19 protein-coding genes and 1 pseudogene are annotated in these 22396 nt (G+C 41.6%); 19 read left to right on the top strand and 1 reads right to left on the bottom strand.

Going from position 1 to position 22396, the window contains the following annotated elements; genetic code table 11:
* Nucleotides 1-100: 100 nt before the first annotated feature.
* Nucleotides 101-2413, bottom strand: a complete 2313-nt coding sequence (locus PVE40_RS05375; protein WP_274730859.1) for a helix-turn-helix domain-containing protein — start codon at nucleotides 2411-2413, stop codon at nucleotides 101-103.
* A gap of 264 nt (nucleotides 2414-2677) precedes the next feature.
* Between PVE40_RS05375 and PVE40_RS05370 the strand changes: the two genes are divergently transcribed.
* The 19 genes and pseudogenes from PVE40_RS05370 (at nucleotide 2678) to PVE40_RS05280 (ending at nucleotide 22346) form a co-directional block, all read left to right on the top strand.
* The gene (locus PVE40_RS05370) at nucleotides 2678-4015 is read left to right on the top strand and encodes a glycoside hydrolase family 28 protein (RefSeq protein WP_274730862.1); all 1338 of its coding nucleotides are present in this window, start codon (nucleotides 2678-2680) and stop codon (nucleotides 4013-4015) included.
* Between the two features lie 16 nt (nucleotides 4016-4031).
* Nucleotides 4032-4946 carry a dienelactone hydrolase family protein gene (locus PVE40_RS05365; RefSeq protein WP_274730858.1) on the top strand — a complete coding sequence of 305 codons (915 nt, stop codon included), beginning with the start codon at nucleotides 4032-4034 and terminating at the stop codon, nucleotides 4944-4946.
* Nucleotides 4943-5899, top strand: coding sequence for a pectinesterase family protein (locus PVE40_RS05360; RefSeq protein WP_274730857.1), 957 nt, complete (start codon nucleotides 4943-4945; stop codon nucleotides 5897-5899). The genes PVE40_RS05365 and PVE40_RS05360 overlap by 4 nt, the downstream gene beginning before the upstream one ends.
* 15 nt (nucleotides 5900-5914) lie before the next feature.
* Nucleotides 5915-7495, top strand: coding sequence for a glycoside hydrolase family 43 protein (locus PVE40_RS05355; RefSeq protein ID WP_274730856.1), 1581 nt, complete (start codon nucleotides 5915-5917; stop codon nucleotides 7493-7495).
* A 321-nt stretch (nucleotides 7496-7816) separates the two neighbouring features.
* Nucleotides 7817-8503: a GntR family transcriptional regulator gene (locus tag PVE40_RS05350; RefSeq protein ID WP_274730855.1), complete on the top strand. Its 687-nt coding sequence runs from the start codon at nucleotides 7817-7819 to the stop codon at nucleotides 8501-8503.
* Between the two features lie 199 nt (nucleotides 8504-8702).
* Nucleotides 8703-8879: a hypothetical protein gene (locus PVE40_RS05345; RefSeq protein ID WP_274730854.1), complete on the top strand. Its 177-nt coding sequence runs from the start codon at nucleotides 8703-8705 to the stop codon at nucleotides 8877-8879.
* A gap of 3 nt (nucleotides 8880-8882) precedes the next feature.
* Nucleotides 8883-9239: an IS66 family insertion sequence element accessory protein TnpB gene (gene tnpB, locus PVE40_RS05340; RefSeq protein WP_274730853.1), complete on the top strand. Its 357-nt coding sequence runs from the start codon at nucleotides 8883-8885 to the stop codon at nucleotides 9237-9239.
* 74 nt (nucleotides 9240-9313) lie between these two features.
* Nucleotides 9314-9616: a transposase gene (locus PVE40_RS05335; RefSeq protein ID WP_274730852.1), complete on the top strand. Its 303-nt coding sequence runs from the start codon at nucleotides 9314-9316 to the stop codon at nucleotides 9614-9616.
* An 18-nt stretch (nucleotides 9617-9634) separates the two neighbouring features.
* Nucleotides 9635-10882: an IS66 family transposase gene (gene tnpC, locus PVE40_RS05330; protein ID WP_274730851.1), complete on the top strand. Its 1248-nt coding sequence runs from the start codon at nucleotides 9635-9637 to the stop codon at nucleotides 10880-10882.
* Nucleotides 10883-10970: 88 nt separating this feature from the next.
* Nucleotides 10971-11360, top strand: a pseudogene (locus tag PVE40_RS05325) (ATP-binding cassette domain-containing protein); the annotation flags it as partial.
* Entirely contained in the window at nucleotides 11337-12380 is a 1044-nt protein-coding gene (locus PVE40_RS05320; protein ID WP_338033469.1) for a sugar ABC transporter ATP-binding protein, read from the top strand. The pseudogene PVE40_RS05325 and the gene PVE40_RS05320, both read left to right, overlap by 24 nt.
* A 30-nt stretch (nucleotides 12381-12410) precedes the next feature.
* Nucleotides 12411-13424, top strand: coding sequence for an ABC transporter permease (locus PVE40_RS05315; RefSeq protein ID WP_274730850.1), 1014 nt, complete (start codon nucleotides 12411-12413; stop codon nucleotides 13422-13424).
* Between the two features lie 23 nt (nucleotides 13425-13447).
* Nucleotides 13448-14485, top strand: coding sequence for an ABC transporter substrate-binding protein (locus tag PVE40_RS05310; protein ID WP_274730849.1), 1038 nt, complete (start codon nucleotides 13448-13450; stop codon nucleotides 14483-14485).
* 64 nt (nucleotides 14486-14549) lie between these two features.
* Nucleotides 14550-14912 (top strand): hypothetical protein, encoded by a 363-nt coding sequence (locus tag PVE40_RS05305; RefSeq protein ID WP_274730848.1) that lies wholly within the window; start codon nucleotides 14550-14552, stop codon nucleotides 14910-14912.
* 26 nt (nucleotides 14913-14938) lie between these two features.
* Nucleotides 14939-15781 carry an aldo/keto reductase gene (locus tag PVE40_RS05300; protein ID WP_274730847.1) on the top strand — a complete coding sequence of 281 codons (843 nt, stop codon included), beginning with the start codon at nucleotides 14939-14941 and terminating at the stop codon, nucleotides 15779-15781.
* 245 nt (nucleotides 15782-16026) lie between these two features.
* The gene (locus PVE40_RS05295) at nucleotides 16027-17526 is read left to right on the top strand and encodes a tagaturonate epimerase family protein (RefSeq protein ID WP_274730846.1); all 1500 of its coding nucleotides are present in this window, start codon (nucleotides 16027-16029) and stop codon (nucleotides 17524-17526) included.
* Nucleotides 17527-17544: 18 nt separating this feature from the next.
* The gene (uxaC, locus tag PVE40_RS05290; RefSeq protein ID WP_274730845.1) at nucleotides 17545-18951 is read left to right on the top strand and encodes a glucuronate isomerase; all 1407 of its coding nucleotides are present in this window, start codon (nucleotides 17545-17547) and stop codon (nucleotides 18949-18951) included.
* A gap of 139 nt (nucleotides 18952-19090) precedes the next feature.
* Entirely contained in the window at nucleotides 19091-20866 is a 1776-nt protein-coding gene (locus PVE40_RS05285) for a cache domain-containing sensor histidine kinase (RefSeq protein ID WP_274730844.1), read from the top strand.
* Nucleotides 20859-22346 (top strand): response regulator transcription factor, encoded by a 1488-nt coding sequence (locus PVE40_RS05280; protein WP_274730843.1) that lies wholly within the window; start codon nucleotides 20859-20861, stop codon nucleotides 22344-22346. Before PVE40_RS05285 ends, PVE40_RS05280 begins: the two co-directional genes overlap by 8 nt.
* Nucleotides 22347-22396 lie beyond the last annotated feature (50 nt).

Raw genomic sequence — 22396 nt, 5'->3', positions numbered from 1 at the left:
CAATCCCCTCTGGAATACAGAGGATTAGCAGCCTAAGAAGGTGTTTTATGTTTGTCTCAAATCAGTATGTCAGTCTACCTACCTCGTTGTTTTTTTAAATTTATTCTGCTCGGTGCATCTTCCGGTACTCTCCCGGTGTCATGCTTTCCTTTTTCTTGAACGATCGAATGAAATTCTGCGGATTCCGATATTGCAGCCGTTCCGAAATTTCTTTGATTGTAACTTCAGTATCACGTAACCATTCTTTGGCAATCGTGAAACGGTAGCTCGTCAAGTAATCGCTGAAGGTTACTCCTGTTTCCTTTTTGAAAATGTTACTCAAATAGTTCGGATTGTAATGAAGCTCGCTTCCGATTGTTTCTAAGTTAATATCTTCCATGAAGTCCGCTTCAATGATCTGAATAATTTGCTCAGAGAGGCGGTGGAATTGTTGTGCATTCTTCTCGCTCATTTCCTGCGCAAAAGGAAGAATAATCTCTTGTAAGAACTGATACTTCAGCCTGTTGAAGTCTTTCGCTTGTAGAGTTGCCTCGTACAAGTCATTACCTCGTTCTTGAGACAAAACCTGTGAATTCAGTGTCTGCGAGAGCTGAACCAAATTCAAAGCTAGACGTAAGAGAGCCACTTGAACGTTAATGGGTAAGTTACTGGAACTGATAATTGTATCCAATAGTTCGGAGGCAATGGTTTCTACTTTTTCCACTTCACCTAAGCGAATTGCTTGGAAGAGTTCCGCTTCCACACCTTCTGGATACTCAGAAATCTCAGACGTAGACAACGTTTGTTCGATGTCTTCATAAAAAATAATCGCTTGATGATCCAAAATCAAATGATAGGCGAGTGTTTCTTTACCGAAATCAAGATTTTCCTTCGCTGCTAGTAAATCCGTGAAAAATGGTGAGAAAGCAATGCTGACGGATAAATTCATATACATTTGTAATGCTTCCATCATTTGGTTCGCGTAGTCGATCGCTAACCGCTTATTCTCGAAAACATCGTCTGTAGGGAATGCCAGTAAAGTAACTTGAATCTGATCGTTTAAGACAATCGGAGTCAGTCGATGTTCTAGCGGAATGATTTCTTTTACCATTTCGTTAATTCCCACTAGGAAAATATCCTTATTCTGGATTTCCCGTGAGCCAGAATCATCCATCTGAATCAGCATAACCGCGAAGTTGGTTGCATGCTTAGCAGGATAGCGGAATTGGGTTAATCGCTGTTCTAATTCAAGTGGAAGTAAGCGATTACGATAAAGGTTTTGCATAAACTGTTTCTTTAACTCCGGTTCTTCCCGCTGATAGAGATTCTCCAGCGTTTTATTTTTGGTAACAATCGTGTCAATTCGTTGGGAGATGAAGTCCCAATCATCCGTGCTCGTACCTTCACCGTCGGATGCAACTGCCAAGCTCTTCTTCAACGTTTCGATTGGACGGGTTACTCTTCCGGCCACAAGGTAAGCAATGGTGATACTCGCTATAATTAAAACAACAGCTAGTAGGAGGAGTCCATATTTCGTTCCAGACAACGCCTCTTGAATCTCTGAATGATCCAAGTAGGTAATGTACAGCCAATTGTTATAATCTGATTTTGCATAGATTAAGCTGAATCCTTGATCCATTCCGGTAAATTCATCCAACACCCCAACTGGACGATCTGCTGAAATAGCACGAATTTCCGCAATCGTTTCGGGAATAGGTCCCGCTTCCTCTTTGTCTAGGTTTGCCGAGTAGAGTACTTCATCGTTTCGATTCACAATGAAAAAGGGCGTGGTCGCACTAGTGACTTCCAGTAGAGAATGAATGCTCCGATTAGGAATGTTGGCCAGACCAACCGCTAACTTATCTCGAGAGAAGAAGGGGAGCAAGTTGACCGAAACAATACTATTGTTCCCTTTAACCCAGTAAAGATTTTCATTTCGATTGTTGATGTAGAAATCTTCGAATTCCTTCATTTCATCTTCAGTCATTTGCTGTAAACTGCCGTTGTCAAAGCGCCAGTTTTGCGCGACGCTGACGATCGAATAAGAAGTTCCACTCAAACTAAACGTAGAGAAATAGTTAAGCAAGGAGTTGATCTCTCGATACTTTTGGAAATCGCTAATTCCAAATGGCTCTTGGACCACCTCATAGAAATCATTCGTCGTACTGTACGTATTGAAGGACTTTTCAATGGTTTGAATTTCCCGTTCGAACGTATTTTTAATTTGATTCGTCGTCATCAACCTTGTATCTTGGACATTGTTCGTCACAGAGTCACGTGTTGACGTATAAATCGATGTAAGAGAAAGAATAGAAAACAAAATACCAATAAGGGCAAGAAACAAAAAGATACGGTTAAAAGATGTACCATGTTTTTTTAGAAATTGTAATTTCGATTTTCCCTCTTTTTCCTTAGATAAGGAAAGAGCTTTCATAAAAATAGTACCTCCTTTATAAGAACTTAAAATATCAAAATAACCTGCATAAGATTCCTGATAGCGTTTTACTAATTTTCAGTATAACATAGATTTATTCTGTATTTGTCCAATTTTTTGTTAAAGAGGTAATCATTATTTAAGATATTGATACTTCCTGTATAGAACAAAGGACTAGCAACTAAAAGATTATAGACGGAATGCAGAACTTTATCTAAGATGAACAAGACAAGAACCAGAAAAGGAGAAGATACATTCATGACAATCTTTAATGTACTTGATTATGGTGCGGTGGGAGACGGGATTACAGATGATTCCCATAGCTTCGCGCAAGCAGTAGAAGCGGCAGTGACAGCAGGTGGAGGAACCATTTATGTTCCAAGTGGAACGTATCGTACAACCAGTATCCGTCTGGCTAGTAATCTTACTCTAGAAGTCAGCCCAGGTGCAACCCTTTCTTTCGTAACAGAACAAGAAGCGTATCCGGTTGTACACTCACGCTGGGAAGGTTGGACGCAAGATGTGTACCAATCTTGTATTTACGCTGAAGAGGCAGAAAATATTACCATTTGTGGTGGTGGAGTAATTGATGGAAATGGAGCAGCTTGGTGGGATCTATTCCGGAATCGCCGTGAAGAATTAGCTTATCCAAGACCAAAATTAATTAGTTTCGAAAAATGTAACCGCATTACTATTAAGGATGTGGAATTACGCAATTCACCATCGTGGACCGTGAACCCGATTCTGAGCCACAATATTACGGTCGACAATGTATCGATTTTGAATCCAGCCGACTCACCAAACACGGACGGAATTGATCCAGAGTCTTGTTCAAATGTACGCATCTCAAACTGTAACATCGATGTGGGTGACGACTGTATCGCCATCAAAGCAGGGACCGAAGATGCTCGAGAAAAAGTAGCTTGCGAAAACATTACCATTACCAATTGTACAATGATTCATGGACATGGCGGCGTGGTAATCGGGAGTGAAATGAGTGGAGATGTACGAAATGTCACCATCTCGAATTGTATTTTCAAACAAACCGACCGCGGAATTCGCTTGAAATCACGCCGAGGTAGAGGCGGTACGATTGAAGATATTCGCGTGGACAATATTATTATGGACGAAGTGATTTGTCCGTTCATTCTAAACTTGTACTATTTCTGCGGCCCGCGTGGGAAAGAAAAATATGTTTGGGACAAGAATCCATATCCTGTTACAGAAGAAACACCAACATTCAGACGCATTCATTTCAACCATATTACCGCCCGCAATGTTCAAGGCGCTGCTGGATTCATCTATGGCTTGGCAGAGAACTTTGTCAAAGAAATTACCTTCAACAACATTGATATTTCAATGGCGGAAGGAGCAGAGCCAGGTCAAGTAGCCATGATGACAGGATTGGATTACATGAACAACCGCGGCTTTTACTTAGGGAACGCAGAAGACATCCTCTTCCACCGCGTATCCGTAGAAAATCATGAAGGACCAATGATTTATGCCGAAAATTCACGTAACGTTGAAACGGCTCATTGTACGTCTAAGAATACAAAGAAACCAGAAAAAATTCTCGAAGAAAAAGTCGTTCATTTCGCCTAATGAAAGGGGTAACCCAATGACAACTGATTCCTTATGGCAATTACTCGGTGATTTACCTGAAAACCCATCCCTGGAAGCTCGTTTACTGTCCAAAGTGGAGCATCCAGATGGCTACTACTTAGAGAGCTGGAGTTTGGACTTGAACGGAGAAGAGCGGGTGCCTGCCTACATAGCAACCCCGCTTACGCCAAGTGAAACACCACGGCCACTTGTTCTCGTGAATCATTCACACGGGGGGATGTATCATATCGGGAAGACCGAATTTATCACCCCATCCCATTACTTGCAAGGACCTTCTTATGCTAAAACACTGACTGATATGGGTTGCGTAGCAGCCTGCATCGACATGTGGGGATTCGGAGACCGGATGCGCAAGGAAAGTGAAATGGTCAAGGAAATGCTGTGGCGCGGCAAAGTGGTCTGGGGCATGATGGTCTATGACAACATGCGTTTTTTGGATGTATTACTAAAGAGACAAGATGTCGATTCACAAAAAGTAGCAACAATCGGCATGTCGATGGGAGCCCTACAAGCATGGTGGCTGGGAGCCTTGGATGAACGTGTCCACGTAATCGTCGACATGGGCGGACAAGTAGATGCAGAAACCTTGCTTCGACAAGGATACCTAGATAAGCACGGATTCTATTCCTATGTTCCGGGACTCTTGAAGCACTTTACCACGCTTGAGATTCAATCACGTATCGTACCTCGTAAGCGGCTCTGCTTAGTCGGAAGCCATGATCGGAACTGTCCACTCGAAGGGGTGACCATCCTTGATGAAGGCTTGAAGAAGGCATATGAAGCTGCTGGCGTTCCAGAGAATTGGCAAACCATCTTATACGGGTGTGGTCATCAGGAAACAGCTGAAATGCGTGCCGACTGGATTGCATTCTTGCAGAAAGAACTCTTTGAAACGGAGCAACCAGCATGATTCTAGTAGGGAAAGAAACTTTTTGTGATTTTCAAACCATTCAAGGGGCGGTTGATTATGCAGAGAAGGCCTTCTCTCATAAAACTGTTTTGATTACCGTTTTGAGTGGAACGTATGAAGAGCGGGTCACGATAAACCGTTCCGATTTGACTCTAAAAGGAGTAGGCTCAGTTACGATAACGAATCAATTAGGTGCACGAGAAGTCGATGAAACAGGAAAAGAACTGGGAACATTTCGTACCGCTACTCTTTATGTTGGTGGAAGCCGTAACTGGATTGAGAATATAACCGTTGTCAATACAGCAGGGTACGGCGAAGTGGCTGGGCAAGCCTTGGCGGTATATGCAGACACAGACGAAACCAATTTCAAGCGTTGCCGATTCATCGCCTATCAAGACACCCTCTTTACAGGTTTACTTCCGCCTGCACAAAAAGACGGCACCGCTTTTGTAACGCAAGCAAGCGAACCAGAGAAGAAAAAGTACCGACAATATTATGAAGAATGCTTCATCGCTGGATCCATTGATTTTATCTTCGGCGGAGCGACCGCGTGGTTTCACCGCTGTGAAATCAGGAGCCGGAAAGAAGGTGTGCGTCATGGTGGTTATGTGACTGCTGCCAGCACTCCCAAGGATCAAGCAGTTGGCTTTGTCTTTACTGATTGTTGGCTAACAGCGGAACCAGATGTGCAGGAAGTTTACTTAGGCAGACCATGGAGGCCGTATGCAAAAACATGGTTTATCGGTGGTCGCTACGGGGAGCACATCCATCCGGCTGGTTGGCACGACTGGTCCAAGAAAGAAAATCAAACGACTGCAGATTATCGAGTTCAGGCAGAGCAACACGTGATCGATACTCGCTTTCCTGAAAAAGTTTCTTGGGCGAAATGGAAAACCAGCCCGATTGATCCAACGGCTATTTTTCCTGATACTGACTTTTATAAAAAACAATAGAAAGTAGCGAATAAAATGGAATGGACCATTAAGAATCCGATTCTCCCTGGATTTAACCCGGACCCTTGCATGATTCGAGTAGAGGACACCTACTATATTGCTGTTTCCTCTTTTGAATGGATGCCGGGGATTCGGATTTACACTTCAACTGATTTAGTAAACTGGGAGTATCGTACCGATATTTTAACCGATCAAGTAAATCTTCAAGGTAATGGCATCAACTGTAGCATTTGGGCGCCACAACTTAGTTATGCAGATGGGCAGTTCCATTTGTTGTATACCGATGTGAAAAGTTCCGTGCGACCCTTTAAGGACACACACAACTTCTTGATCTCAGCGCCATCCATTAAAGGTCCTTGGTCTGAACCCATTTACCTAAACAGCAGCGGTTTTGATCCGTCCTTGTTCCATGATGAAAATGGCCGTAAATGGCTATCGAACGCCTTATGGGATTACCGCATGGATACGCCAAACAAATCGTCAGGGATTGTGATTCAAGAATACGATTCGGAAAAGAAAGCGTTAATCGGCAATCCAGTGAAAATTTTTGACTGCACCGAATTAGGAAAGACAGAAGCACCGCATCTTTATCAGCGTGGCGGCTACTATTACTTAGTGATGGCAGAAGGGGGAACCAGTTCAGGACATTCGGTTACGATTGCTCGTTCAAGAGAAGTTACTGGTCCTTATGAAGTGGATCCACATTACCCAATGATGACTTCGAGCCAGAACCCTGAAGCAGCTCTACAATGTGCTGGACATGCCAGTTTAGTGGAGACACCAGAAGGAGAATGGTACATTGCTCATCTGATGAGCCGTCCATTGAAAGGGCAGCATGCGATTCTTGGTAGAGAAACTTCCTTGCAAAAAGTAGAGTGGGATGAAGAAGGCTGGCTGCGCCTTGCTCATGGCGGTGTTGTTCCAGCAGTGGAAGTTCCTGCTCCTAAAGGTTTCAAAGGGCCGGTGAAGGAAAGAAACACAGATTTCCGCGATGACTTCGATGGTCCAGAACTGGAAAAGAACTGGAATAGCTTACGAATGATGCCCGATGAATCATGGTGCTCTCTCAAAGAAAAACCAGGCAAGCTGCGTTTATACGGTGGAGAGTCCCTGCACAGTTTCTTCCGCCATCATTTAGTGGGAATCCGTCAAACTGATTTTTCTTTCCGGGCAGAAACCAGTGTTTCTTTCGCGCCAACGAGTTACTTGCAAATGGCAGGACTGCTTCTTTTTCTTAACCCAGAAAATTATCTCTATGCCTATCTGACAGATGAGGATGGACAGACCGTGCTGCGTTTGATGGAAGCAAGAAACGGAGAATTCCAAATTCTCGAACCAAAAGTGATACTGTCTTCGAGTGAACTTGAATTGGCGGTAAGTGGAGAAGCAGAAACAGGTAGTTTCTATTACCGGCTTCCTGGTGAAACAGATTGGAACGTGCTGGCAGAGAATTTTGATTTGACCTTCTTGTCAGGAGGATTCACGGGTAATTTCATTGCGCTAGCATGTCATGACATGAATCAATACAGAGGATGTCATGCTGATTTCGATTTCTTCTCGTACAAAGGAAATGATAATCGCAAAAATTTAGATTGACAAAAAATAAAGCGGTTGATTCTAGCTTTCTAGCTAAATCAACTGCTATTTGTGTGCAAAAAAATGCAAGGTGGGAAGAAATGCAAACGAATTCTTGAACAAATTATGTCGAAGGAATATTAATTTGAAATATCTATTCCAAGATGAAATTGACATACTTGTATACTAGTGTTAAATTTAGTCTTGTTCTTTTACGAACCCTTTTTGAGAGCGGCTACATCCTTGCTATAAAAGGTTTCATAGAGAACAGTAAGGAAATGTATCAAGATGCAAGAATTGTATGCGCTTTTGTATCAAAGGAGAGGGTGAGAACTTTACGCTGTGAATATTATTAAAGAACCAATCGGTGGAAGTGCACGAGAGTTTTCTTTACGTGTGATCAAAGAGAAGCTCATTTCTTTAGAGATTAAACCTAATACCATGATGAGTGAAAAAGAAATAGCAAGTGAACTGAATTTGTCGCGTACACCGATTAGAGAAGCAATGATTGAACTAAGTAAATCGCAAATTATTCAAATTATTCCCCAGAAGGGATGCTACGTTCCAAAAATTGATTATAACTTGGTCAATGAGTCAAGGTTTATCCGGCTCCAGCTCGAAAAAGGAATCATTGAGGAACTGTGTAACAGGAATCAAGAGATTGACTTTAGTGAATTGGAAGAAAACCTAAAACTGCAAGCGTTTTTTGTAGAACAAGAAGACATCGATCGCTTTTTCGAAATGGATAATTTGTTCCATAAACAATTTTTTATCCTAACTGGAAAATTGCAAACGTATCAATTAACCGAAACCATGCAGATTCATTTTGACCGCGTCAGACGAATGAAACTGGAGAATGTAAAAGAAAGTAAAGAACTTCTTCAGGATCATGAAGAGCTATTGGAAGCAATAAAAGAGAAAAATGTAGAGCGTGCTCTATCATTGATCGAACTACATCTTTCTAGGTACCAAATCGATAAACAAAAAATTCAAGAAAAATACGGTTCATACTTTGAGTTGGATAATTAAGAAAGTGGTGAAAGAATGCCAGAAGAATTATTTCGTATGGAAGGAATCTCCAAGTCCTTCCCTGGTGTAAGAGCTTTGGATAATGTTTCATTTTCAGTGAACAAAGGAGAAGTACAGTAAGCGCCAAATAATCAGGTAGATTTTCGGGCGGAGTTTTTCCATTTATACTTCAGTTATCATAGATAACGGAGGTACCCAAATGGAAAAACAGCCGGACATTGTCCCTATTCAGTTAGATAATCAAAATGATTTTGATCCAATGACACACGAGCGACAACTTGCTTTTGAAATAAAGGACACAGATCGAAACCGAACGGTTTCAGTATATCAAGGCATTGAGAAATACATCCTATACGCTTTGTTGAAGGAGCTGTGACGGATGATTGTTGATTATACCAAGGTTAAGCACATTTACCTTGTTTGCGGAAAAACCGATATGCGTAAGTCGATCGATGGTCTGGCTGCTCTTGTTCAGAATCAATTTGATATGGATGTATTCGATGATTGCCTCTTCCTATTCTGTGGAGGTGGCAGGAATAAATACAAAGCACTCCATTGGGATGGGGACGGGTTTATATTACTGTACAAGCGTTTAGAGAACGGCGTCATTCAATGGCCGCGATCAAGCTCAGAGGCGAGAAATATTTCTCAGCAAGAGCTGCGGTGGTTATTGGAGGGATTATCCATAGAACAGCTGAAGGCAATTAAAAAGGTAACCCCTGGATATTTTCATTAAAAACAGCCACAACTGTTGATTAGACAACATTTGTGGCTGTTTTCAGTGTCATTTCTTGGTATAATAAGGAGGCTATGAATCGGAATGGAGGTGTGTTGGGAATGACTGAGATGGAAAAAATGTTACTTGAGCAAAATAAGCAGTTGGTCACGCAAATTGCTCTGTTGACTGAACAAGTCCAAGTACTAACGCAGAAACTGTATGGTCGTTCCAGCGAAAAAAGCACGCCTGCCGATGAAAATCAAATCAATCTATTCAACACTGAAGAACTCAATGTTTTCAATGAGGCGGAAGTTGTAGCCGACAAGTCTGCAGTAGAGCCAAAAAAAACGGAACAATTTGAGCGTAAAAGAAGAACTCCCGGGCATAAAGCGTGATTAATCAAAGATCTGCCTGTGATAGAGGTCGACTGTCTTCTCCCTAAGGATGATTCCAAGTGCGAATGGTGCAATACCGACTTGCGACCAATTGGTCGCGAATACATCCGCGAAGAGGTAGAATTTATCCCGGCACACCTAAAAGTGAGAAAAATCTATCGCCATGCCTACGAATGCCCTTGTTGTAAAAAGGATGGTGCAGACGCCATCGTGAAGGCAGAGTTACCGAGACCAGTCATTCCTAAAAGTTTGGCCTCCGCTAGTTCGGTGGCTTGGCTATTACATCAAAAATATGAAATGTCTTTGCCGTTCCATCGTCAAGAAAAAGAATGGCAAAATTACGGTATTGCCTTGAGCCGAACTACAATGGCCAATTGGGTAATCAAAGCTGCCGAACTTTGGCTGAAGCCACTTTATAACCTGCTTCACCAGAAATTGTTGACAGCCAACTGCCTGTTTGTTGATGAAACAACCACGCAAGTGCTCCGTGAACCGGATAGAAAAGCCACTTCAAATTCGTATATGTGGCTCTATCGGAATAGCACGGATGTCGATCAACAAATCATTCTTTACCAGTATTCGCCTACGCGTGCAGGGGAAAATGCTGAGAAGTTTTTATCAGGGTATACGGGTTATATCCATTGCGATGGCTATGAGGGGTATAACAAGGTAAAGAATGTGACGCGTGTAGGTTGCCTTGCGCATATTCGGCGAAAATTCCACGAAGGAGTTCCTAAAAACAGTAACGGCAAAAAGTCACAATGTGAAATTGGACTGGATTATTGCAATGCTCTTTTTAATATTGAAAAAGAGATTGCACATCTGCCACCTGAGGAACGCTTGAAGAAAAGGAAAAAGAAGGCGATTCCGGTACTTAAGGCATTCTGGGGATGGGTTGAAACGACCAACGCGCTGCCAAGTTCCGTTCTTGGAAAAGCTCTTAGCTATGCCAAGAAACAGAAACCGTACCTGATGAATTACCTTTTGGACGGTGAATGCCAAATTTCGAACAATTTGGCGGAACGCAGCATCAGACCATTCGTGGTCGGCCGTAAAGCCTGGAACTTTTATGCCAGCCCTAAGGGCGCTGAATCAAGCAGCATTGCCTACAGCATCATTGAGACTGCCAAAGCAAATAATCTGAATGTATTCAAATACCTGACGTATTTGTTCAAGGAACTTCCGAACACTCCCTTCAAAGAGGAGCCCGAACTTCTTGAGGATTATTTGCCATGGAATGAAAATGTCCAGGAAAACTGCAAATAACCCTACTACGATATGATATCCATATTGTAGCAGGGTTATTCGTGTTGCAGTATCTACCTGATTATTTGGCGCTTACGAAGTACACGGCCTTGTTGGAGAAAACGGAGCAGGTAAATCAACGTTGATGAAAGTGATGAGTGGGGTTTACCAACCAGAAGAAGGAAGAATCTTCATCGAAGGTGAAGAAGTCCAAATGACAAGCATTAGCAAGGCACATGAATTAGGGGTTGCCATTATTTTCCAAGAGTTAAACCTTCTTCCCCATATGAGTGTAGCAGACAACATTTATGTTGGCAGACAACCGAAAAAAGGATTCTTCATTGACGATGCAAGAATGCACCGCGAAGCGAAGCAAATCTTGACTGAATTAGGAATCAACATCAATACTCATGCAACCGTAGCCAACTTGAGTGTAGCGCAACAACAAATGGTTGAAATTGCGAAAGCAATCTCTATGGATTCTAAAATCTTGGTATTGGATGAACCATCTGCTGCCTTGACTGATAAGGAAATCCAGCAATTATTTGAAATTATCCGTAACCTGCAAAAGAAAGGCGTAGGGATGGTATACATTTCTCACCGGATGGAAGAACTCGAAGAGATTTGTGAAAGAGTTACCGTTCTACGTGACGGAAAATACATTGGAACAAGAAACTATAAAGAAATGACTGTTGACGAGTTAGTAAACATGATCGTTGGTCGTTCTTTAGAAGACAAGTATCCGGTATACGATCGTAAGATTGGTGATGTGAAATTAGAAGTACGCAACTTGAAACGCGGAAATGTTTTGAACGTGGAGCATTTACAAGTCCGAGCTGGTGAGATTTTAGGAATTGCTGGTTTGATGGGTTCAGGTCGTACGGAAATTGCTAGATGTATTTTCGGAGCCGACAAGGCAGACACCATGGAAATGTTTATTGATGGCAAGCCCGTGAAGATTAATTCAGTTCGTCAAGCGATGGCGTACGGAATGGGTTATGCAACCGAAGACCGTAAACATGACGGGTTGGCTTTGAACCTGGATGTAAACTACAACATTAACATGGCACATTTGGAACAACTTTCAAAAGGCGGCGTCTTAAACGACAAAGAAGCTCGTCGTAACTCGCTAGAATACAAAAATCTTCTCCGCATCAAGACACCAAATATCGAACAAACTGTAGGAAACCTAAGTGGTGGGAACCAACAAAAAATCGTTCTCTCAAAATGGTTGTGCAATAATGTTGAAATTTTGATTGTGGATGAACCAACACGAGGAATTGACGTTGGAGCTAAATTTGAAATTTATGAGTTATTTAACCGCTTAAGTGATCAAGGTGTTGCAATCATCATGATTTCTTCTGAGTTACCGGAAGTTCTTGGAATGAGTGACCGTGTCTTGGTCGTTCACGAAGGTGAGATCAATGGAGAACTCGATGCAAAGAAAACAACTCAAGAAGAGATTCTGTATTTAGCTGCTGGCTATAATAAGTTGGAGAAAAAAGTAGGCACTGCCTAGAAAATATATGAATTTTTTGGAGGAACCAACATGTTAGTAGAAGAAGTAAAAGTAAAAGAAGAAAAGAGATCTGGATTCCAGACACTCGATCCAAGTACAAAGAAAGCAATTTATTCCGGTATTGCTTTGATTTTATTGGTTATCGTTTTTTCAATCGCAAGACCAACTTTCTTGACACCTGGTAACTTGATCAATATCGCTCAACAAGTAGTTACTTACGCCATCTTAGGATTTGGGTTAACGTTCTGTTTGGTCTGTGGTGGTACGGACCTGTCTGCTGGTGCTTCAATGGCACTTTCTGGAATCATTGTAACAACGTTATTGATTTCTGGTGTACCACTTTGGATTTCCATTATCGTATCAATGGTATTCGGTATTTTGATGGGAGTGCTGAACGGGTTCACGATTGAAGTACTGGGAGTTGTTCCCTTTATCGCAACGCTCGGTACACAATGGGTGTTCCGTGGACTAGCGAACGTATTGGTAGAAGGGAAACCAATTTATACAAACGTTATTCCTGATACAGGCATTCAAGAAGCCTTCTATGCAATTGGTGGCGGACGTTTGCCAGGCGGCCTACCGTACTCCGTTATTATCGTTGCCGTTTATGGTTTGATTTTAGCTTTCTTATTGGCAAAAACAAGAATTGGTCGTCAAATCTATGCATGCGGAAGTAACTTAGAAGCTGCAAAACTATCGGGTATCAACGCTGTTGGAACAAGAATGTTCGCTTACTGTGTCAGCGAATTCTCTGCTGCAATCGCAGGAATCATCGTAACATCCCGTATTTCTTCTGCTCAACCAATGGCAGGGAACGGATTGGAAATGGAAGCAATTGCTGCAGCTGTTATTGGAGGAGTATCCAATAGTGGTGGACAAGGTGCCATTATTAATACCGTGATCGGTGCGTTAATCATGGGTGTTTTAAGAAACGGTTTGAACTTACTAGGAGTAAGCTCATTCTGGCAACAAGTAATTATCGGGATCATCATCGTTGCCGTAATTGCTCTAGATGTAAAGAGAAATAAAAAAGGTAAAAAATAAGAATAAATAGGAGCTCACAAACAATGAAAAGCAAATTTTTGAAGTCACTTTTATTAGGTACGATGGCATTAGTAACAGTAGCATGTGGATCAGGAGAAGCAGCTGGTGAAGGAACAGAATCTGGCGCAGCAGCAAGTGGCGACCAACAAACGGGTTACTTCCTAACAAAAATTTTAGGAAACCAATACTGGTCTGTTGTTGAAGAAGGAGCTAAAAAAGCTGCTGAAGAATTAGACGTAAACCTAGTTGTTACAGGTCTTGCTAACGAAGCTGAAGTTGAAAAACAAGTACAACAATTGCAAGATGCTGTATCTAGTGGTGCAGATGCAATCGTTATTGGACCAACAGACTCCACAGCGATGGCAAACCCTGTTACAGATGCATACAACTCAGGAATTCCAATTGTTGTTGTTGATACAATGATCAACTCTGAAAACTACAGCGTTGATTTGATGACAGATAACGTTGAAGCTGGCCGTATCGCAGCTGAACAAATGATTAACCGCTTGAAAGAACAAGGCGTAAAAGAAGACGAAGAAGCACAAGTTGCTGTTCAAATTGGTAACTCTGGTTCTCAAACCATCATCGACCGTATGAGCGGATTCAATGAATTCTGGGATGCAAACGCTCCTGAAAAATGGGTAGTATTGAACAATGACATCAAAGTTAATGATGGCGACATTTCTAAAGCGGTTGGATTCGCTCAAGACTTCTTGACTGCTTATCCAAATCTAAAAGGTGTATTTGGTCCTAACAACGGTTCAACAGTTGGTTTCGTAACAGGAATCCAAGAATCAGGTAGAAAAGACGTTGTATTGGTTGGATTCGACTTCTCAACTGAAATGGAACAAATGATCCGTAAAGACGAATATCCAGTAGTAACCATCGTACAAAAACAATACGAAATGGGTTATGAAGGCGTGAAACAAGCAATCGCTATCGCAAACGGTGAAGAACCAGCAGAAAAAATGGTAGATACCGGTACATTGGTAGTAGATATGGAAAACATTGACGACGAAGATATTCAAAGCATCATCAACCCAGCTGCAGCAGCTCAATAGCAAAAGTTATAGGTAGGGGTGGGATTCTTTCCACTCCTTTTCTTATCGGAAAGGACCTTAAAAAATGAATATCGTAAAAAGATTGTTTGATTCTCGTACGAAAGAAGAAAAAGAACGAGATTTTGAAATGTACGCTTCACAAATATTTCCTTATGGAGATGAACAAAAAAACACGGTCAAGAATCTCTTAAAAGAAGCTTTTCCGGGCGTGAAAATTCAATATTTGATGATGCATTATATTTTAATCAAACAAGAATTTTTAGATGGCACGGGTAAAACCGTTGAAGAGGCATGCGCAAGTGTGGAAAAGAAAAAAGTCGTGAAAATCACGCCTGAATTAAAGCAGGCGATTCGTCGCTTATTGTCGATTGACTTGAATATCACAGAAGAACTTTCTTATCCAACTAGTGAGGCACTGAAAAACTAAAACAGATACATAACGGAGGATAAAAAATGACGATTTCAACTGTTTCTTTACATAATGGCTTGTCCGTACCTCAAGTAGGTTTAGGCGTATTTTTGATTACAGATGAACAGGACTTGAGCAAGACAGTGATGAGTGCGATTGAAAGTGGCTATCGCCATTTCGATACCGCTACTGCATACGGAAACGAAGAAGCGCTAGGGGAAGCTCTGAAGCAATCAGGAGTTCCACGCGATGAGTTATTTTTAACAACCAAAGTTTGGAATAACATGCAAGGATATGAAAAAACAAAAGAAGCTCTTGAAATCAGCTTAGAAAAATTGGGCACAGACTACATCGATCTATACTTGATCCACTGGTTTGGTAAAGACGTAACTGGAACATGGAAAGCCATGGAAGAGTTATACAAAGCAGGTAAGATTAAATCCATAGGTGTATGCAACTTTGACATCGACCACTTGAAAGAATTATTGGCTGTTGCCGAAATCAAACCAATGATTAACCAAGTAGAAACTCATCCATACTTCCCGCAAGACGAACTAAGAGCCTTCATGGACGAGCATGACATCAAACATGAAGCGTGGGGTCCATTGAGTCAAGGAAAGAGCGATTTGTTAGTGAACCCTGTTATTGAAGAGCTAGCGGCAAAATACGAAAAAACTTCTGCTCAAATTGTATTGCGTTGGCACTTGGAGAGAGGAACCATTATCATTCCAAAATCCACCAATGCAGGTAGAATTCTGGAAAACATCTCTTTATTCGATTTTTCTCTAACCGAAGAAGACATGGCAGCGATGAAAGGAATCAACACTGAAACCAGATATGGCCGTGAACCAAGAGATTTAGAATTTATTGAAAAAACTTCTATTTAAAATATTGAACAAAAGAACATAAATTTGATGATGGCGTTTACCTGTCTTTCTCGATAACATAGGATTATAAGGCGAGAAAGCGTTTTTTCGCCCTCATAATCTTTATTACAGGGAGTATCATTTCCTTTGTTTTGTCATAAAAGACAAAGTTCAAATCAAAGGTTTATAGATGTTTTCCTCTTTCTTTCTTATTATGAAAGGGGTAACACAAGTGGCGGTTAATAAAAAACAAAGGGGTAGAAAACATGCAAGAGACACAAAGCAATCCATTATTACAAGAAGAGTTTTTCCAAAATAACGATGTGAAAGTATATCCACGTTCTTATACACAAGAAGGGGACACTTCACTTGTTATGTTTAAGCAAGATGGCAAGAAATATCTATACGTAAAAGGTACAGGTTCGTTCTTCGAAGAATTGAGCGGAGAAGCAGCAGGAGAAGACAGCAAGATTGTTCCTTGTGATCACGCAAACCGTCTTATCTTGAACCGTTACTTGGACTACACCAAACCACGTGCATTCGGTAATAAAGTGACCACTATGGGAGTGGGCGATCGTTTAGGTTTGGCATCTCCTGGACACATTGCCATCATGCGCCAATATGAAGTAAAACCAATCTTGGCACAACAAAGTATTCGTGAATTAAGCCTGACCGAACGTGACATCAATGATGTATTGGATTCTGCAAGTTACGCAACGATTCAAGAAGGATACACCGGTGGGTTTGGGGCAGATGGCGACCACTTGAAGTTGGAAGCAGATATTAAATTAGCATTGGATTCAGGAATGTCCATGTTGACACTAGACTGCTCCGACTACATTCGTAATGAAGTTCCAGAAATGACACCAGCAGAACTAGAAAAAGCATACATGGAACTATCAGAAGAAATCCGCAGCCATTACGAAGCAGCTTACCTAGACCGCACATTTGAAGCAGCAGGGATGAGCATTCATTTTGACCGTGAAGAATTAATGTACAATGTGATGTTGTATCATGATGCATTGAACTACATGGTACATATTTATCATGAGTTCATCAAAAAAGCAGACCATGAAATTGACTTTGAAATTTCAATTGATGAAACAGCAACGGTTACAAAACCAGAATCTCACTTCTTTGTAGCACAAGAATTAATCAACGAAGGCGTACAAGTGAACAGCTTGGCACCACGCTTCATTGGTGAGTTCCAAAAAGGTGTAGACTACATGGGTGATTTGGCTGATTTTGAAGTGGACTTGGCGAAGCATGCGAATATCGCAAAATACTTCGATTACAAGTTGAGCATCCACTCCGGAAGTGACAAGTTCTCTGCTTTCCCAATTATTGCCAAGCATACAGAAGGTTTGTTCCACTTGAAGACAGCTGGAACCAACTGGTTGGAAGCAGTACGCGTATTGGCTAAACATAATCCAGAGCTATTCCGTAAAATGCATACCTATGCATTCGAGCACTTCCCAGAAGCGCAAGCATACTATCACATCACTCCAGACTTGACTACCATCAAGCCGTTGGATGAAGTAGCAGACAGCGAATTACCAGAATACATGAATGATCGCAATGCACGTCAAGTATGGCACGTAACCTACGGCGTTTTATTAACAGCTGTTGATGAAGCTGGCGACCGTTTATTCAAGAACGATTTCTTTGCGAACATGGATGAATTCGAAGAAGAGTACCGTGAGTCTTTGGTAAACCATATTGGCAAACACTTAGAAACTTTACAACTTAAAAAAGTAGCAGAATAACAAGGAGGCCACACGTTCATGGCGTTTATTCACGATGATTTTATGTTAACGAATGAAACAGCAAAAAACTTGTATCATACTTATGCGGAGAAGATGCCGATCTTCGACTACCACTGCCATTTGATTCCTGCTTGGATTGCAGAAGATCATGAGTTTTCTGATATCACAGAAGTTTGGTTGGCAGGCGATCACTACAAATGGCGGGCAATGCGCGCAAACGGAATTCCTGAAGAGAAGATTACCGGTAATGCCTCTCCAGAAGAAAAGTTTGCAGCATGGGCAGAAACAGCAGAAGCAACCATTGGTAATCCGTTATTCCACTGGACACAATTAGAATTGAAACGGTACTTTGACATCGATGATTTGTTAACCAAAGATAATTGGAAAGAAATCTACGACAAAGCAAACCGTGTCATTAAAGAAAAGAAATTAACTGGACGTAAGCTGATTGAAATGTCCAATGTAACTTTTGTCGGAACAACGGATAACCCAACCGATTCCTTGGAACACCATGATGTTTTGTTGGCAGATGATTCCTTCAAAACAACTGTTGCACCATCGTTTCGTCCAGATGAAGCATTCCATATCGATGATTCTCGTTTTGTTGGTTTCTTGGACCGAATGGAAGCTATTTTTGGCAGCCGTTTGACTTCTTACCAAGAATTGGTAGAGCAGTTGGAACAACGGGTTGACTTCTTCGACCAACGCGGTACCGTAGCGTCTGACCATGCGTTAGAGCAAATGGTTTACAGCGAAGCAACAGATGAAGAAATCGAAGCTATTTTCCAAAAAGCATTGAATCAAGAAGCAATTTCTGCTGGCGAAAAAGAACAATACTTGACTCGCATCTTGATTGATTTAGGAAAAATGTATGCGGAACGCGGCTGGGCGATGCAAATTCACTTCGGCGCATTACGTAACAACAATGAATACTGGTATGACAAGTTAGGTCCAGACGTTGGTTTTGACTCCATCCATGATTCCGTGAATGACGGACGCAACTTGAACCGTCTGTTGAACGCAATGGAACGCAAACAACAATTACCGAAGATGGTCATTTATAACTTGAACCCAACGCAAAATCATGTGGTTGCAAGTGCTGTTGCCAACTTCCAAGTGAACGACCAAGGAATCAAGAGCAAGGTTCAATTTGGGGCTGGCTGGTGGTTCAATGATACAGAGCAAGGAATGCTACGCCAAATGGAAACGTTAGCGGATCATGGCTTGTTAATGAACTTCGTAGGGATGTTAACCGACTCCCGCAGTTTCGTGTCCTACCCACGTCATGAATACTTCCGCCGTATCCTCTGCAACTATGTTGGGGAACAAGTAGAAGTAGGGAAATTCCCGAATGAAGAAGCGTTGCTGAAACGTTTGATTGAAAATGTCTGCTACAACAATGCGGTTGCATTCTTTAAAAAATAATTTCAAAAGAGACGGAAAGAACACCCTTTAAGGGCTGTTCCTTCCGTCTCTTTTTTTATAATTTCCTCTAAAATATTACAAAAATTGTGGTACAATAAATAAGCATGAGAGCGCACACAACCAAAGAGGAGGAAAAAGGTTGAACTTGCGTAAAAAATTATTTCGTTCCCTAAGTTCCACGATAAACACATTCTATGTCTTGTTTATCACGTCGTTCTTGTTACTTGCCGGATCTATCATTTATCTCGTTGCCAATAATCAAGTCAATCAAAACACAGCAGAAACGATGGACAGCGTCTTGAATCAAAAGATGGAATATTTATCTTTTCTTTATAAGGACATTTTTGAACAGTTCTATCGACTTTCACAAAATCTGACTGTGCAGCGCCTAGCTGATTCGACTAATCCATCGCCGCAACTTTATCTACAGTTGTCAGAAGAAGTGGAATATGTATATCAGCGCAATGCTTCTTTTGTTGATTCCATTTACATTAATATTAACGATACATATGAAATCGCTCATAGCGAGCAACAAGAAATGAGACCATCCTTTGAAGCAGAGGCTTTTTATCCGCCGCCTACAACGTCTAGAGAAGGATATTATTGGAGGAATAATCACATCGATCCTATTTTTAACCGAGATCAACCTGTGCAATCCATCGTACATCTTCTTGAAACCACAAACGGCGAACCAGCGGGTGTGTTTGTCATGAATCTGAAGACCTCCTTTATTGAACGGACGTTAACGGATTTGGCAAGTCAAGGCAGTTATATGATGCTGCTTTCGGAAGAGGGCTACTTTGTTTCGCCAGATGCGCCACACCATCCAGCGCTCGATGCTGTGATCTATGAACAGTATCAAGCTGGGGAACTAACGAGGGAAGCGGAAGAAATAAACTTGAGGAATTTGAGCCCGTATTTGGTTCGATATTCGCAGTTAGGCACGAATAAATGGGGCGTAGTTTTAGTAACGCCGAAGCAGAGCTTATTCGATTTGAATGCTTGGATGCTGTTGCTATTTGTGATTCTTTCCTTTTTATTAGCGTTTCTGATCGCCATCATGATTCGTACCATTCGCCGTTATATCTCGATCCCAATTGAACAATTAGCAGACAGCATGATGACCACAGAAAGTTACCATGAAAAATTGCAGTGGCCGGAAGACATGCCAGAGGAGCTGGCCGTCCTCTATACAACGTATAACTCCCTGACCGATCGAAATGTTTATCTGATCGAGCAGATGACCGCTCAACAAAATGAGAAACTGGAGTTAGAGGTAGCTTTGCTTCATGCGCAGATTAGTCCGCATTTCCTATACAATACTTTATTTTCCATTAAAGGCTTGTGTGATATGGGCATGAATAAAGAAGCCAGCCAGATGATCAGTAAGTTGTCTGATTTTTTCAGAACAAGTTTGAGCCGGGGGAAAGAAATTATTCCAATAAGAGAAGAACTAAAAAACATCGAAAGCTACTTGTACATGATGGAGATGCGTTATGGCGACTTCTTCCAATATGAAATTAATATTCCGGAAGAGTGGCACGATTACCTAGTTGTGAAGTTGACCTTGCAGCCGTTAGTTGAAAACGCTATTTATCATGGGGTAATGAATGACCGCGAACAAGGACTGATTCGAGTTGGTTGCGAAGAAATACCAGAAGGCCTCTTACTTTATGTAGAAGACAACGGCCAAGGAATCGAATCAGAGAAACTAGCTCGTATTCAAGCAGAGATTCATACCCCTTATTTAGGTAGTAATAATGAAGAAACAGGAGTGGGATTGCGTAGCGTGGACATTCGTTTGAAAAACCGTTATGGTAATCAATATGGATTGCGTATGGAAAGTGAAGTAGGGAAGTATACCCGTGTTTCCGTGAAGATTCCGAAGTTAAAAGGAGGAGATTACGTTGTATAGAGTCGTGGTAGTAGAAGATGACCGAATCATCCGTCGCGCAATCGTCCAGTCGGAATGGCATAAAATTGGTGCGGAAGTAGTGGGAGAAGCTGCTGATGGCCAACAAGCCCTTGAAGTGATTAAAGAGACAAGGCCACATTTAGTGGTAACAGATATCAATATGCCGTTTATGGATGGAATCACATTTGCAAAAGAATTGCGTGCCTTTGACAACCATGTCCGTCTTATCTTTTTAACGGGGTATGATGATTTTGAGTACGTCCGGGAAGCGATGTTGCTGAAATCCGATGATTATTTGTTGAAACCTGTTCAACAGGAAGAACTGTTTGAAAAAGCTGAAAAGGCGCTGGCTTTCTGGAGCCAAGAGTTTGAGAAGAACGAGCGCTTGCTTGAATCGATCCCATTGTTGCAGCAACGGTTCGTGACGCAAGTCCTGTTCCATCCACATCCAGAAATGCAGATTGATATTCAACAAGAATTATTTCATTTGAATGTTTTCTTGTCTGGACCGAATTTCCGTGTGGTGCATGTAGCGGTTCCGGATTATCGGGGACAGAAACCTTTGTATACTTATCTATCGAAGTGGCAGCGTTCAAACGAGATAGAAGTGCTAGCCTATCAAAACAATGAAGCCTTTGTGCTGCTGTCTGTCGATCCTATCGATCAAGGGTGGGTTGAGGAGTTAGCCGAAGAGATGCTTACTGAATTGTCTCAAGAACTAACGGATACCGTATATCTCTCCTCTTCTACAGTCTATAGTGAGATGCAGGACTTGGAAACTGCATTCCTAGAGGCAAAAATAAAGATGGAGAAGAAGAAAATTGAAGGCTATCAAAGTGGGGAGACAGAGGAGCCACGTGGATTCGCTGAGTCACAGAGCGACTATGATGTACTGGAGCGAACGAAAGCATTTCTAGGAATGTTGCGCACTCAGCCACTCCTAGTTGCAGAAGCGAAGCGATTATCCTTTAACCTGGTCATGTATCTTTCTTCCGTGCTGAATCGCACGGTCAAAGAAGAGGCTGATCAAGTTAATATATATGAAGTCAGCCAACAAGTTCTGCAAGCCAATCAAACTTCTACCATTTTTTCCGTTATTGAACCATTAGTGGAACGGTGGGAAGAAGAATTAAAGAAACAGCAATGGCACACGCAATCCAATTCCCTGGTTCAACAGGCGATTGCTTATATGAGGGAACATTACCATGAACCCGACCTTTCACTTGTTACATTAGCCAATCAAATTCACATTACCTCTCCTTACTTGAGTAACTTATTTAAGTCTGAAACAGGAAGGAACTTCACCGAGTATCTGCTCGAAATGCGTATGGAAGAAGCAAAAGAACTCTTGCGCACAACCATGTCAAAGACATATGAAATTGCAGAACGGGTAGGGTATTTAAACCCGCATTACTTCAGTAGTTCTTTCAAAAAGTACACAGGCGAAACGCCGATTGAATATCGCAAGAAAAATCAATAATAATGAAGAAACGTGCAAGTGAGCATTAAAAAATCGCTCACTTATACCAA

The organism is Jeotgalibaca caeni, assembly GCF_028863945.1.
In the GTDB taxonomy this organism is placed as follows: Bacteria; Bacillota; Bacilli; order Lactobacillales; family Aerococcaceae; genus Jeotgalibaca; species Jeotgalibaca caeni.
Note: the sequence above shows the minus strand (reverse complement) of the source record. Positions and strands in the feature narration are given on the sequence as shown.

Excerpts from the sequence above, each read along its gene's own strand:
- PVE40_RS05375 (WP_274730859.1), bottom strand. The coding sequence starts at position 2,413 with ATGAAAGCTCTTTCCTTATCTAAGGAAAAAGAGGGAAAATCGAAATTA.
- PVE40_RS05365 (WP_274730858.1), top strand. The coding sequence starts at position 4,032 with ATGACAACTGATTCCTTATGGCAATTACTCGGTGATTTACCTGAAAAC.
- PVE40_RS05360 (WP_274730857.1), top strand. The coding sequence starts at position 4,943 with ATGATTCTAGTAGGGAAAGAAACTTTTTGTGATTTTCAAACCATTCAA.
- PVE40_RS05355 (WP_274730856.1), top strand. The coding sequence starts at position 5,915 with ATGGAATGGACCATTAAGAATCCGATTCTCCCTGGATTTAACCCGGAC.
- PVE40_RS05345 (WP_274730854.1), top strand. The coding sequence starts at position 8,703 with ATGGAAAAACAGCCGGACATTGTCCCTATTCAGTTAGATAATCAAAAT.
- tnpB (WP_274730853.1), top strand. The coding sequence starts at position 8,883 with ATGATTGTTGATTATACCAAGGTTAAGCACATTTACCTTGTTTGCGGA.
- PVE40_RS05335 (WP_274730852.1), top strand. The coding sequence starts at position 9,314 with ATGAATCGGAATGGAGGTGTGTTGGGAATGACTGAGATGGAAAAAATG.
- PVE40_RS05320 (WP_338033469.1), top strand. The coding sequence starts at position 11,337 with ATGGATTCTAAAATCTTGGTATTGGATGAACCATCTGCTGCCTTGACT.
- PVE40_RS05315 (WP_274730850.1), top strand. The coding sequence starts at position 12,411 with ATGTTAGTAGAAGAAGTAAAAGTAAAAGAAGAAAAGAGATCTGGATTC.
- PVE40_RS05310 (WP_274730849.1), top strand. The coding sequence starts at position 13,448 with ATGAAAAGCAAATTTTTGAAGTCACTTTTATTAGGTACGATGGCATTA.
- PVE40_RS05305 (WP_274730848.1), top strand. The coding sequence starts at position 14,550 with ATGAATATCGTAAAAAGATTGTTTGATTCTCGTACGAAAGAAGAAAAA.
- PVE40_RS05300 (WP_274730847.1), top strand. The coding sequence starts at position 14,939 with ATGACGATTTCAACTGTTTCTTTACATAATGGCTTGTCCGTACCTCAA.
- PVE40_RS05295 (WP_274730846.1), top strand. The coding sequence starts at position 16,027 with ATGCAAGAGACACAAAGCAATCCATTATTACAAGAAGAGTTTTTCCAA.
- uxaC (WP_274730845.1), top strand. The coding sequence starts at position 17,545 with ATGGCGTTTATTCACGATGATTTTATGTTAACGAATGAAACAGCAAAA.